The following is a 12756-nucleotide window of genomic DNA, read 5'->3' as shown; positions in this document are numbered from 1 at the left end:
GCGTCGGCTTTCAACGAATGTGCCATGCCTGCCCTCAGCTCGCAGCTCAACCCCCGGTCCGAAGACTTCAAGGCCAACCAGGCCGCGATGCGGGCACGGCTCGACGACCTGGCCGACAAGCTGGCCCAGGCCGCGCTGGGCGGTGGCATCGCGGCGCGCACCAAGCACCTCGCACGCGGCAAGCTCTTGCCGCGCGAACGCGTCGAACGCCTGCTGGACCCCGACACGCCCTTCCTCGAAATTGCGCCGCTGGCCGCTTTGGGCCTCTACAACGACGAAGCGCCGGGCGCCGGGCTCATCGCCGGCATCGGCCGGATCTCGGGCGTCGAGTGCATGGTGGTCTGCAACGACGCCACCGTGAAGGGCGGCACCTACTACCCCTTGAGCGTCAAGAAGCATCTGCGCGCGCAAGAGATCGCACAGGCCAACCGCCTGCCCTGCGTCTACCTGGTGGACAGCGGCGGCGCCAACCTGCCGAACCAGGACGAGGTCTTCCCCGACCGCGACCACTTCGGACGCATCTTCTTCAACCAGGCGCGCATGAGCGCCGAGGGCATCGCGCAGATCGCGGTGGTGATGGGCTCGTGCACGGCCGGGGGCGCCTACGTGCCCGCGATGAGCGACGAGACCATCATCGTCAAAGAGCAGGGCACCATCTTTCTCGCGGGCCCGCCGCTCGTGAAGGCCGCCACCGGCGAGGTGGTGAGCGCCGAAGCGCTGGGCGGCGGCGACGTGCACACGCGGCTGTCGGGCGTGGCCGACCACTTGGCCGACAACGACGCGCACGCGCTGCTGCTGGCCCGCGCGGCGGTGGCGCGGCTCAACTGGCGCAAGGCGAACCCGCTGGCCTGCGTGCCGGCGCGCGAGCCGCTGTTCGATGCGCGTGAATTGCACGGGGTGATCCCGACCGACACGCGCAAGCCCTACGACGTGCGCGAGGTCATCGCCCGCATCGTCGATGGCAGCGAGTTCGACGAGTTCAAGCCGCGCTTCGGCGCCACGCTGGTGACCGGCTTCGCGCACATCGAGGGCCAGCCGGTGGGCCTCGTCGCCAACAACGGCGTGCTGTTTTCCGAGTCGGCGCAGAAAGGCGCGCACTTCATCGAGCTGTGCTGCCAGCGCAAGGTGCCGCTGGTCTTTTTGCAGAACATCACCGGCTTCATGGTCGGCAAGAAGGCCGAGAACGAAGGCATCGCCAAACACGGTGCCAAGATGGTGATGGCGGTCGCCAACGCGCAGGTGCCCAAGTTCACGGTCGTCATCGGCGGCAGCTTCGGGGCCGGCAACTACGGCATGTGCGGCCGCGCCTACGACCCGCGCTTCCTGTGGATGTGGCCCAACGCACGCATCGGCGTGATGGGCGGCGAGCAGGCCGCGAGCGTGTTGGCCACCGTGCGCCGCGACGCCTTCGAAGCGCAAGGCAAGAGTTGGAGCGCCGACGACGAGGCCGTCTACAAGGCGCCGATCCAGGCGCAATTCGAAGCGCAATCGAACGCCTACTACGCGACCGCCCGCCTGTGGGACGACGGCCTGATCGACCCGGCCGACACCCGCCGCGTGCTGGCGCTGGCGATCAGCGCGAGCCTGAACGCGCCGATTCCCGACACGCGCTTCGGCGTGTTTCGCATGTGAGGGCCTGCGCGTGAATGCCCAGGCGCACTTCCAGGGGCTCGCGCGCTACCACCGCTGGGCCACGCGGCGCTTGCTCGAGGCCTGCGATGCGCTCGTCGAGACCGACTACCGGCGCGATGTCGGGCTGTTCTTCGGCTCGATCCACCGCACGCTCAACCACCTGGTGGTGGCCGAAGAGCAGGTGTGGCTGCGACGATTTGCCGAAGGTGCGTCACCGCAGGTCGCGCTCGATGCCGAGCTCGAAACCGACCGCGGCGCGCTGCGTGCCCGGCTGATCGCTGGCGCCGAGGCTTGGTCGCCGCTCATCGCCGCTTGGCCCGACGCACGCTTCGACGGCGCGCTCGACTACACCACGATGCGCGGGGCGCGTGTGAGCCTGCCGTTCGCCGGCGCGCTGGCGCATGTGTTCAACCACGCCACGCACCACCGGGGGCAGGTGACCGCCGCCCTCACGGCGCTGGGGCAGCCGGCGCCTGTGCTCGACCTCGTCTACCTGCTGCAAGAAGAGGCCCGCTGAGGCCGCGCCACCCACACGAGACCGCCATGAGCACCACCCTCGACCTCCGCCGCCCGTCGCCCCATGTGGCGGAGGTGTGGCTCAACCGCCCCGATGTTCGCAACGCGTTCAACGAGACCGTGATTGCCGAGATCACGCACGCTTTTCACACCCTCGCGGCCGACGACACGCTGCGTGTCATCGTGCTCGCCGCCCACGGCAAGGCCTTCTGCGCCGGGGCCGACCTGGCCTGGATGCGGCGCATGGCCGGCTACACCTGGGGCGAGAACCACGCCGACGCGAAGCGGCTGGCCGACATGCTGTGGACCATCCACCAATGCCCGGTGCCGGTGATCGCGCGCGTGCAGGGCGATTGCTTCGGCGGTGGCGTGGGCCTGGCGGCGGTGTGCGACGTCGTGGTCGCGGCCGATGCCGCCGGCTTTTGCCTCAGCGAGGCCAGGCTCGGCCTGTTGCCGGGCACGGTCGGTCCATATGTCATCCGCGCGCTGGGTGAGGCGGCGGCGCGGCGCTACTTCGTGACCGCCGAGCGCTTCGACGCGGCCACCGCGCAGCGGCTCGGCTTCGTGCACGAGGTCTGCAAAGCCGAGGCGCTCGACGCCACCGTGCAATCGCTGGTGCAGGCCATCGTCGCCAATGGCCCGCAGGCCGTGCGGGCCTGCAAGCGCCTGGTGCAAGACTTCGCCGACCGGCCCCTCGACGCCGCGCTGCGCGACGACAGCGCCCGGCGCATCGCTGACATCCGCGCCAGCGACGAGGGCCGCGAAGGCGTGCAGGCCTTTCTCGACAAGCGCCCGCCGGGTTGGCGCGTCTGATCTCACATTGACCACAGGCACCAAGCCAATGACCGACGATTGGACTTCTATTACCTTCGCGTGGACGATCAGCCTGCCTCGACGTTCGTCGACTTGGGCGTAGCCGCTCTGGCGCCTGTGCCCACACTGCCCATCATGGCTTGTTTGGGCGTGCGCATGAAGGCTCCACGCAACGATGGCTTGTCCAGCAGAGAAGAGTTCGACACCTTGTGCGCCATCGAAGACCAGCTCACAGCGGCGCTTAGCGGCGAACAATCGACCTATGTCGGCCGCTGCACCACCAACGGTTGGCGAGACTTCTACTTCTACCGCGCGAGCGAAGCCAACAATTGGGACGAACGCGTGGCCGCGTGCATGAAGGGCTTTGACGGGTATGAATTCGACATCAACGAACGTGCCGACCCCGAGTGGAAGACCTACTTCGACTTCTTGGCTCCGGGTGAGTTCGACCACCACAGCATCGCCAACCGTCGCGTGTGCATTTCGCTTGAAAGGCATGGTGACTCGCTGACGCAAGCGCGCAAGGTCGATCACTGCATACGCTTTGCCAATTCCACCGACGCGCAAACCTTCTTGACTGCGGCCCTGGGCATGGGATTTCAGCTCGACGCCGAACACCCCGACGCCGGCACAGGAGGCGTCGTGCTTGAAATCTCGCGAGACGACGTACCCAGCTTCGCCGACATCGACAACATCGTCTTTCCATTGGTCGAGCTTGCAAAGGAGCACGGGGGCGACTACGACGGCTGGGGTGCGCCGGTGCTGGGTGAGGCCACACCGCCGACCCTGCCTGCCTGAAGCTCGCACGCGCCTGCACGCGCCTGCACGCGCCTGCACGCGCGTGCAAAGCCGCGTCATACCAAGTTGTCGACAGATCACGCGCGCGAGTGATCGCTCGCGTTGACCGGCGCTTGACCGGGACCTCAAAATGGTCGTTCTGCCCTACAGGCCTACGCGATGAATTCCACCTTGGCTCAGTCGGCGTCGTTCGCACGTCGATTCACGCGGCAAACCAGCACCTTTCCTTTCGTTTCTCTCCCAGGCCGGGCTGGCGGTGTGCCGGTGGAGGTGTGCCTGGTGGCCCGGCTCACCCATGGCAGCGGCAACAGGCTCTTTTATGACGTGCTTGCCCGCCAAAGCGAGCACAACGAGTTTGTCGATGCACTGGATGAGCCCTCGGCCAAGCTGGGTGGTACCGACTTCGCCAAGGGTGACGCCACGGCGCTGTATTCGTTTGGGGTGGGTCACCGCGGCCATCCGTTTCACCGCCATGAAGGGCATCGGATCTTTACCGCTGTGTCGGGCAGTGGCGGCGCGCAGTTGCGCTTTTCCTCAGCCACACCGGACGAACTGAAGGCCGACCCCGGCAGCTTCGTGCGCGCACTGCGCTACGTGAACATTCCGCCTGATTGTTTGTTCACTGTTCGCTTCTCGGGTGAGACTTGGCATCAGTTCGCGCCCCTCGATGAAGGCTCCGGTCATCCGGCCTTCTTTGCTTTGTCTTGCCACACCAACGAGTTGGGTGGCCAATTGAGCGACGAGTTGCGTCAGCAAGTGCTGTCCGACCGTGGGGACATCCCCTCTCTCACCCAACTGCTGCCAGATGCCGTGGTCAATTTGCTGCGCAGCGAACCCGTGAACCGTGAGAGCGTGCCCACAACCGCGCTTTCTCTAGGCGACAAGCCCGGCAGCCTGCTGGAGTTGGCTTGCAAGCAGTACCGCTCTGTTCTGGGGCACATCTGCGGCAGTTGGGCTCAGCGCCGACAACGCGCGGGCTACGTCAGTGAGGTTCGTCCTGCACGGGTCTACGAACAGCAGGGGCTGCCCGCGCACTCGCTTCTGCGAGCCGAGCTGACGGGCCGCCGCGTCCATCATGAGGATCGATTCACGCTGACTGTGCAGGCCGCTTCGTTGGGACGCTTGCGCGCTGCTTCCGCCGAGTCGCTGTTGGCTGCATTTCTCGACGGATTTTTGGCCAACCGCCCCACGGGTGTCGCGCGATTGATGTCGCTTCGCAACCTTCTGGTTCGTCCGCTCAAACTGCGAACCTCCCCCCTGGGCTGCCCGGTATCGTCTCTGCTGGGCGAACCAACGCACGGCGTGTTCGCGGGTCGCTTCCCTGTACTGCGTCAGGCCGTCACACCGCGAGCCGCACAGGTCATCCTAGGAGCAGACGACAAACATCTGGTGTTCCGCTCCTGCGTCGCAGTGGAGTTTGTGGACGACGATCACGTCGAGTTTTCGCTGTCCAACCGCGTGGCCTGCAAGAACCCGTTCGGACGCTTCTACATGACCGTTATCTCAGCACCGCACCGACGCTACATCGCGCCGACGATGCTCGAATACGCCTTCGACGCTGTCAAAAGGTCCGTCTGAAGGCTCACTCCGGCCAGGCTTTCAACTCCAAACATCCAGCGGCGGGTCGTGGGTGATGGCCCGCAGCAGGTCGCTGCGCGACACGAAGCCGAGCACATGGCCGGCGTTGTCGGTGACGGGCACGCCGGGCAGGCCGGTGTCGAGCAACAAGGCCGCCAGGCGGCGCAGGTCGGTCGTGGGTTCTGCGCTGACGATGGGTGACCACATCACCTGCGCCACGGGCTGCTCGAGCAAGGCCCGCCAGCGGACGGGGTCGATGGCGGGGCCTTCCAGGAAGCCGGCGGGCAGGAGTTCGGCGCGGCCGGCCAGACCGATCAACGTGCCGCTGTCGTCCACCACCGGGGCCTGACCGATGCCGTGGCGCATCAAGGTGTGCCACGCCTCGCGCACGCTCAGGCGCGCCGAGAGCGTGTGCGCGGGCTGGCGCATCACATCGGCCACACGGGTGAGCGGGTGCCGCTCGTGCTCTTGCGACACCGCCCCATAGGCTGCCAGCGCAGCCAGCCCCGGGGGCGAGCCCGACAGCGGGCCCTCGGTCAGCACGGTCGGTGTTGCGTCCTGGCCCGCGGCCACCGGCGGTGCGCGCCGAACGGCGGCCACGGCCCCCAGCGGGGCGGTCGCTTGCCGCAGCTGTTCAAGGGTGCCGGCGAACTCGCGGCCCGTCACGCTGTAGATGTTGAACATCGTTCTTCCCCAGGCTCGGGTCAGTCTACGATCATGCGGCCCGGCCGCGCCACCCTGGCCGCCCAACGGTCCTCGACAAGGAGACTTGTTTGTTCCAGAAGATCCTGATTGCGAACCGCGGCGAGATCGCCTGCCGCGTGGCAGCCACGGCCCGCCGGCTGGGCGTGCGCACCGTGGCCGTCTACTCGGACGCCGATGCCGGCGCCCGGCATGTGGCGATGTGCGACGAGGCCGTGCGCATCGGCCCCGCCGCGCCGCGCGAAAGCTACCTGCGCGGCGACGCGATCATCGAAGCCGCCCGGGCCACGGGCGCGCAGGCCATCCACCCCGGCTACGGCTTTCTGAGCGAGAACGAAGACTTCGCTCAGGCCTGCCTCGACGCCGGGCTGGTGTTCATCGGCCCGCCACCGGCGGCCATCCGCGCGATGGGGCTGAAGGCCGAATCGAAACGCCTGATGGCGCAGGCCGGCGTGCCGCTCGTGCCCGGCTACCACGAGGCCGACCAGGACCCGGCCGTGCTGCAGCGCGCGGCCGACGACATCGGCTACCCGGTGCTCATCAAGGCCAGCGCGGGCGGGGGCGGCAAGGGCATGCGCATCGTGAATGCGCCGGCGGAATTCCCCAACGCACTGGCGGCCTGCAAGCGCGAGGCGATGAATGCCTTCGGCGACGACGCGGTGCTGATTGAGCGCTACGTCACACGGCCGCGCCACATCGAAGTGCAGGTGTTCGGCGATGCGCACGGCGGCCTGGTGCACCTGTTCGAGCGCGATTGTTCGGTGCAGCGTCGCCACCAGAAAGTGCTCGAAGAGGCCCCGGCCCCCGGCCTGAGCGAAGCGCGCCGCCAGTCGATGGGCGAGGCCGCACTGGCCGCCGCGCGGGCGGTGGGCTACGTGGGCGCGGGCACGGTCGAGTTCATCGCCGAGCCCACCGACGATGGCGATTTGCGCTTCTATTTCATGGAGATGAACACGCGGCTGCAGGTCGAGCACCCGGTCACCGAGGCCATCACCGGGCTCGATCTCGTCGAGTGGCAGTTGCGCATCGCCGCGGGCGAAGCCTTGCCCCTGCAGCAGTCCGAATTGGCGATCCACGGCCATGCCATCGAGGCGCGCCTGTGCGCTGAAAACCCCGACAAGCAGTTCTTGCCGGCGACCGGCACGCTGCAGGTCTTTCGCACGCCCGAGGCGGCCGCATTCACGCGCGGCGCGGTGCGGCTCGACGCCGGCGTGCGCGAGGGCGATGCCATCACACCGCACTACGACTCGATGATCGCCAAGCTCGTGGTCTGGGGCGACACGCGGGCGCAGGCGCTGGCGCGGCTCGATGCGGCACTCGCCGAGACGCACATCCTGGGGCTGCACACGAACGTGGCCTTCTTGCGCCGCACGGCGGCCAGCCGCTCGTTCCGCGAGGCCGACCTCGACACGGCCTTGATCGAACGCGAGCGCGAGTCTGTTTTCAACGCGCCGCCGCTGCCCGCCGAACAATCCGTGCCCGCGCTGATCGCGCACGTGCTGGCCGACGAGGCGCAGACGCAGGGCGCCGACCCATGGTCGCGCCGCGATGGCTGGCGCGTGCACGGCATGGCGCGCCGACATTTCGACATCGAACACGCCGGCCAGACCCTCTCGTTGCAACTCGAACGCTCACCCGGCGGCCCCTTGCTGATGGCCATGGGCGGCACGCCGACGCCGTTGGCCGTGCGCGCCCTGGGCCACGGCCGCCATGAGCTGGCGCTTGGCGGCCACCGCTTCACCGCATCGGTCTACGCGCAGGGGGATCGGGTCACCGTCTTCGCAGACGCCGGCCAGGCCAGCCTACGGCGCCTCGACGCTTGGCCGCAAGGCGGTGCGAACGCCACCGCTGGCGGCCTGACGGCCCCGATGCCGGGCAAGGTGATCGCCTTTCTGGTGCAAGCGGGCCAGCCGGTCAAACGCGGCCAGGCCGTGGCGGTGATGGAGGCGATGAAGATGGAGCACACGCTGCACGCCCCGTACGACGGCACCGTGCAAACGCTGCTCTATGCGGCGGGCGATGCGGTCAGCGAGGGCAGCGAACTGCTGCGTGTGACGGCGGGGTGAGAGGCCGGGTGGTGGTGCGCGGCGGGTGAAGCGATCGGTCGGTGAGGCCGGTGAAGCTTTCGCCCGCGTGTCGGCGTCAGTGCGCGAAGCTCAGGCGTCGTTCAAAGCGCTGCGCTCGCGGCGCAGCCACTTGGGGCGCTGAAACCAGCCGGCTCGGTCGCTGGCATCGGCCGCTTTCGGGCGCCGTGTGCCGGGTTCGCGGCCGGGTGCCACGTCGTGGAAGGGCACATCGGTGACGCCGAAGCCCGAGGTGTCACGCGACCAGGCGGTGTCTTGCGGGGGCTCGGCTGCGGCGCGCGAGGCTTTGTCGCTGCGCGCCCGCGGCGCCGCTTTGGCCGGCGCGGGACGCGACGGCAAGGGTGGCATGGGCCGGCCCGCGTTCACGAACTGCTGGGCCAATTGCACCAGCTCGGGCTGGTTGGAGGCTTGACACACGAACAGCACCTCGCGGCACTCGTCCGGATCGGCCAGCATGCGCTCGATGTCGAAGGGCTCGTCGAGCCACGCCTCGATGAGCGTTTGCATGCGGGCGGCAATCTGCAGGTGGGTGGGGTTGAGTGACACGGCGGCCTCCAAACGGTTCGGGTATCTTCATCACCCGTCTGCCGCGTCACCACCCCCAGGAGGGGGGTCGCGGCTGCCCCCATGAGGAAGACCATGCTCCCCACCCAAGTGACGCTCGTCGAGGTCGGCCCGCGCGACGGCCTGCAAAACGAGGCGCAGCCGGTCGGCACCGAACACAAGATCGAACTCGTGCGTCTTTTGCAAGACGCGGGCCTGCGTGAAATCGAGGCCACGAGCTTTGTCAGCCCCAAGTGGGTGCCGCAGATGGCCGACAACGCACAGGTGATGTCCGGCATCGGGCGCCGGCCCGGGGTGCGCTACTCGGTGCTCACGCCCAACCTGCGCGGCCTGGAGTCGGCCCTGCCCACGCGCCCCGACGAGGTGGTGGTGTTCGCCGCCGCGAGCGAGGCCTTCAGCCAGCGCAACATCAACTGCAGCATCGACGAGAGCATCGAGCGCTTTCGACCGGTGGTCGAGGCCGCGCATGCAAACGGCATCAAGGTGCGTGGTGCCATTTCGTGCGCGCTGGGTTGCCCCTACCAGGGCGAGGTGAGTGCCGACGAGGTCGAGCGCGTCGTGCGCCTGATGCACGCCATCGGCGTGGACCACTGCGGCGTGGCCGACACCATCGGCGTCGGCACGCCGCTCCAGGTGCAGCGCGCGATGGAGCGGGCGCTCAAGCACTACCCGCTGCATGAGGTGAGCGGGCATTTCCACGACACCTACGGCCAGGCGCTGGCCAACATCTTCGCGTGCCTGCAACTGGGCGTCGCGACCTTCGACACCAGCATCGCCGGCCTGGGCGGTTGTCCCTACGCCAAGGGGGCGACCGGCAACGTCGCCACCGAAGACGTGCTCTTCATGCTCGACGGCATGGGCATCGCCACGGGCATCGACATGGCGCGACTGCTCGATGCTGCGGCCTACATCGGCGGCGTGCTGGGCCGGCCTTCGGCCTCGCGCGCGGGGCGGGCCTTGCTCACGAAGCGCACGCAGGCCGCGGCATGAGCGAAGCGAACGCCGACGAGCGCCCCGAAGGCTTTCGCCGTGTGGCGCAAGCACTGGCCGAGCGCGGCCACCCGCACGCGCCGCACTGGTTGAGCGCCGCCGTGCGCACCTCGCAAGAAGCCGCCGATCACCTGGGCGTGGACGTGGGGCAGATCGCCAAGAGCGTGGTCTTTCGCCGCCAGCGCGACGACGTGGCCGTGCTGGTCGTCGCCGCCGGCGACCGGCGCGTGGACGAGCACAAGGTGGCCGCCGTCACCGGCCCCTTGCGCCGCGCCGATGCCGAGTTCGTGAAGACGCGCACTGGCTTCTCGATCGGCGGCGTGGCCCCGTTGGCGCACCTGCAGGCCTCGGTCACGCTGCTCGACCGCAGCCTGTGGCGCTTCGATGAAATCTGGGCGGCGGCCGGTCATCCGAACGGCGTCTTTCGCATGACGCCCGACCAGCTCGCCGTGCTCACGCAGGCGTCGGTGCTCGACGTGGCGCAAGAGTGAGCCGTGACGCCTGACGCATCGCCCGTGCCTTCGCCTTGCAACAAGGTCTGCCGCATCGACGCCGCCACCGGCTGGTGCGAAGGCTGTCAGCGCACGCTCGATGAGATCGCGGCGTGGTCCACGATGAGCGACGAACAGAAGCGCCGCGTGTGGGCCTTGTTGCCGGCGCGGCAGGTGGCACGTGACACGCCCCCCACGTCGCCGATGCAGCCTTGAAGCCACCAACATCCTGAACGCCGAGCCCGCCCGCCATGCACCACCTGCGCTTCTTCTTCGACTGCACCCATGCCGATGCGCGCGTGGCCTTCGATGCCCTGCCCGAACTGACGCAAGGCCTGTCCATCGCCTGCGACCACCTGCCGGTGCAGGCGAGCGCGCAGCCCGATGCGTTGCGCGATGGCGAGGCCGCGTTGCGGCATGCGTGGGCCTGCGCACGCGAAGGCTTGAGCCCGGGGCGATGGCCGTGCGAACTGCTGCTGCGCGAGGTCGAAGGCCGTGCCCTCGACCATGTGCCGCCGATGCAGCGCCGCCAGCCCGACGACCCGGGTGTGTTGCAAGCTCTTGCTGCGGCGCGGCATGAAGTGATCGCCTCAGGCCATGACCTCGCCAAGCACGGCGTCATGCTGCAAGTGCACATGCAATGGTGGCTGGGGCTCGATGGCTTGAAGGCCGCTGTCGATACGCTGCGACCTACATAAAAACCCTAGGAAGTTGGCCGATCGTTGCGGGCGGGCGGTTTGCGTCAGTTTCACGTCAGAGCCTCCAAAGAAGATGCGCCCGCCCTTGCCGTCGGCGGGGCATCGATCAACCGGAGACTGCAATGGCAACTGCGATCCATCACGAAGACCGGCCCATGACCGGCGAGGAGAAGAAGGTCATCTTCGCCTCCAGCCTCGGCACCGTGTTCGAGTGGTACGACTTCTACCTCTACGGCTCGCTGGCGGCGATCATCGCCAAGCAGTTCTTCTCGGGGCTGGAGGCCGGCTCGGCCTTCATCTTCGCGCTGCTTGCGTTCGCGGCCGGCTTCATCGTGCGGCCCTTCGGCGCGCTGGTGTTCGGCCGCCTGGGCGACATGATCGGCCGCAAGTACACCTTCCTCGTGACGATCCTGATCATGGGTCTGTCGACCTTCATCGTCGGGGTGCTGCCCTCGTACGCCACCATCGGCATCGCCGCACCGGTCATCCTGATCGTGCTGCGCCTGCTGCAGGGCCTGGCGCTCGGCGGTGAGTACGGCGGTGCTGCCACCTACGTGGCCGAGCACGCCCCGCACGGCAAACGCGGCGCCTACACGGCCTGGATCCAGACCACCGCGACGCTGGGCCTGTTCCTGTCGCTGATGGTCATCCTCGGCACCCGCACGTGGATGGGTGAAGAGAAGTTCGTCGATTGGGGCTGGCGCATCCCGTTCCTCGTGTCCATCCTGCTGCTGGGCATCTCGGTGTGGATTCGCCTGAGCATGAACGAGTCGCCCGCCTTCAAGCGCATGAAGGAAGAAGGCAAGACCTCGAAGGCCCCGCTGAGCGAATCGTTCGGCGAGTGGAAGAACCTGAAGATCGTGATCCTCGCGCTGGTCGGCCTGACGGCGGGCCAGGCCGTGGTTTGGTACACGGGCCAGTTCTATGCGCTGTTCTTCCTGACGCAGGCGCTGAAGGTCGATGCGGCCACGGCCAACATCCTGATCGCGATCGCGCTGCTGATCGGCACGCCGTTCTTCATCGTGTTCGGTTCGCTGTCCGACAAGATCGGTCGCAAGCCGATCATCCTGGCGGGCTGCCTGATCGCCGCGCTGGCGTACTTTCCGCTCTTCAAGGCGCTGACGGTCGCGGCCAACCCCGACCTCGCCAAGGCCCAGGAAACCTCGCCCGTGGTGGTGCGTGTGGACCCGGCACAGTGCTCGTTCCAGGGCAGCCCGATCGCCCGTGAGATCGACTTCCGCAGCTCGTGCGACATCGCCAAGCGCACCCTGGCGCAAGCGGCCGTCAACTACGACGTCGAAGAGGCACCTGCCGGCACCGTGGCCAGCATCAAGCTCGCAGGCAAGGAACTGGTCGCCTTCAACGGCACGCTGACCCCCGACCGGCAGTCGTTCGACGCCGACAGCAAGGCCAAGCTCGCACAGTTCAAGAAAGACGTGGCTGCAGCGACCAAGGAAGCCGGCTACCCGCCCAAGGCCGACCCGGCGAAGATGAACAAGCTGATGATGGTTGCCATCCTCACGCTGCTGGTCATCTTCGTGACCATGGTCTACGGGCCGATTGCCGCGGCGCTGGTCGAGATGTTCCCGACGCGCATCCGCTACACCTCGATGAGCTTGCCGTACCACATCGGCAACGGCTGGTTCGGCGGTCTGCTGCCGACCACGGCCTTCGCCATCGTGGCGCAGACCGGCAACATCTACAACGGCCTGTGGTACCCGATCATCGTCGCGCTCGTCACCTTCGTGGTGGGCCTGCTCTTCGTGAAGGAAACGAAGGACGTGGACATCTACGCCGAAGACTGATGACGCCCGTGGCGTGAACCTGCGACTTCGGGTCCCCTCGCGGGGCCCGGTTCCCGGGGCCGGCGCGTGATGCACGGCCCCGTTC

Annotated in this window: 13 protein-coding genes; 11 read left to right on the top strand and 2 right to left on the bottom strand. The window is 67.9% G+C overall.

Annotation, left to right across the window (positions count from 1 at the left end; translation table 11 throughout):
- Positions 1–24 precede the first annotated feature (24 nt).
- The 5 genes from AC1KAT_RS12850 to AC1KAT_RS12830 all read left to right on the top strand — a co-directional run bounded on the left by AC1KAT_RS12850 (position 25) and on the right by AC1KAT_RS12830 (position 5337).
- Entirely contained in the window at positions 25–1632 is a 1608-nt protein-coding gene (locus AC1KAT_RS12850) for a carboxyl transferase domain-containing protein (RefSeq protein WP_480326456.1), read from the top strand.
- A 10-nt stretch (positions 1633–1642) separates the two neighbouring features.
- The gene (locus AC1KAT_RS12845; protein WP_480326454.1) at positions 1643–2149 is read left to right on the top strand and encodes a DinB family protein; all 507 of its coding nucleotides are present in this window, start codon (positions 1643–1645) and stop codon (positions 2147–2149) included.
- Between the two features lie 26 nt (positions 2150–2175).
- A complete protein-coding gene (locus tag AC1KAT_RS12840; RefSeq protein ID WP_480326452.1) occupies positions 2176–2961 on the top strand; it encodes an enoyl-CoA hydratase/isomerase family protein in 786 nt (261 codons plus the stop codon).
- Between the two features lie 39 nt (positions 2962–3000).
- Positions 3001–3759 carry a DUF695 domain-containing protein gene (locus tag AC1KAT_RS12835; RefSeq protein WP_480326450.1) on the top strand — a complete coding sequence of 253 codons (759 nt, stop codon included), beginning with the start codon at positions 3001–3003 and terminating at the stop codon, positions 3757–3759.
- Positions 3760–3918: 159 nt separating this feature from the next.
- The gene (locus AC1KAT_RS12830) at positions 3919–5337 is read left to right on the top strand and encodes a DUF2867 domain-containing protein (protein ID WP_480326448.1); all 1419 of its coding nucleotides are present in this window, start codon (positions 3919–3921) and stop codon (positions 5335–5337) included.
- A 21-nt stretch (positions 5338–5358) separates the two neighbouring features.
- On the opposite strand, the gene AC1KAT_RS12825 is transcribed toward AC1KAT_RS12830, so the two are convergent.
- Entirely contained in the window at positions 5359–6021 is a 663-nt protein-coding gene (locus AC1KAT_RS12825) for a CBS domain-containing protein (protein WP_480326446.1), read from the bottom strand.
- An 89-nt stretch (positions 6022–6110) separates the two neighbouring features.
- Between AC1KAT_RS12825 and AC1KAT_RS12820 the strand changes: the two genes are divergently transcribed.
- Positions 6111–8105 carry an acetyl/propionyl/methylcrotonyl-CoA carboxylase subunit alpha gene (locus AC1KAT_RS12820; RefSeq protein ID WP_480326444.1) on the top strand — a complete coding sequence of 665 codons (1995 nt, stop codon included), beginning with the start codon at positions 6111–6113 and terminating at the stop codon, positions 8103–8105.
- A 90-nt stretch (positions 8106–8195) separates the two neighbouring features.
- Here the strand turns inward: AC1KAT_RS12820 and AC1KAT_RS12815 are convergent, their stop codons facing one another.
- Positions 8196–8669 carry a hypothetical protein gene (locus AC1KAT_RS12815; RefSeq protein WP_480326442.1) on the bottom strand — a complete coding sequence of 158 codons (474 nt, stop codon included), beginning with the start codon at positions 8667–8669 and terminating at the stop codon, positions 8196–8198.
- Between the two features lie 93 nt (positions 8670–8762).
- On the opposite strand from AC1KAT_RS12815, the gene AC1KAT_RS12810 reads away from it, so the two are divergent.
- The 5 genes from AC1KAT_RS12810 (at position 8763) to AC1KAT_RS12790 (ending at position 12671) form a co-directional block, all read left to right on the top strand.
- Complete coding sequence (locus AC1KAT_RS12810) at positions 8763–9677, top strand: hydroxymethylglutaryl-CoA lyase (protein ID WP_480326440.1); 915 nt, start codon at positions 8763–8765, stop codon at positions 9675–9677.
- Complete coding sequence (locus tag AC1KAT_RS12805) at positions 9674–10168, top strand: YbaK/EbsC family protein (RefSeq protein WP_480326438.1); 495 nt, start codon at positions 9674–9676, stop codon at positions 10166–10168. The genes AC1KAT_RS12810 and AC1KAT_RS12805 overlap by 4 nt, the downstream gene beginning before the upstream one ends.
- 3 nt (positions 10169–10171) lie before the next feature.
- Positions 10172–10384: a DUF1289 domain-containing protein gene (locus AC1KAT_RS12800; RefSeq protein WP_480326436.1), complete on the top strand. Its 213-nt coding sequence runs from the start codon at positions 10172–10174 to the stop codon at positions 10382–10384.
- Positions 10385–10419: 35 nt separating this feature from the next.
- Positions 10420–10866 (top strand): hypothetical protein, encoded by a 447-nt coding sequence (locus tag AC1KAT_RS12795; protein ID WP_480326434.1) that lies wholly within the window; start codon positions 10420–10422, stop codon positions 10864–10866.
- Positions 10867–10988: 122 nt separating this feature from the next.
- Positions 10989–12671 carry an MFS transporter gene (locus AC1KAT_RS12790; RefSeq protein WP_480326432.1) on the top strand — a complete coding sequence of 561 codons (1683 nt, stop codon included), beginning with the start codon at positions 10989–10991 and terminating at the stop codon, positions 12669–12671.
- Positions 12672–12756: the final 85 nt, after the last annotated feature.

Source organism: Piscinibacter sp. PDB5-1 (genome assembly GCF_056676035.1).
This window is presented reverse-complemented; position numbering and strand designations above follow the sequence as displayed.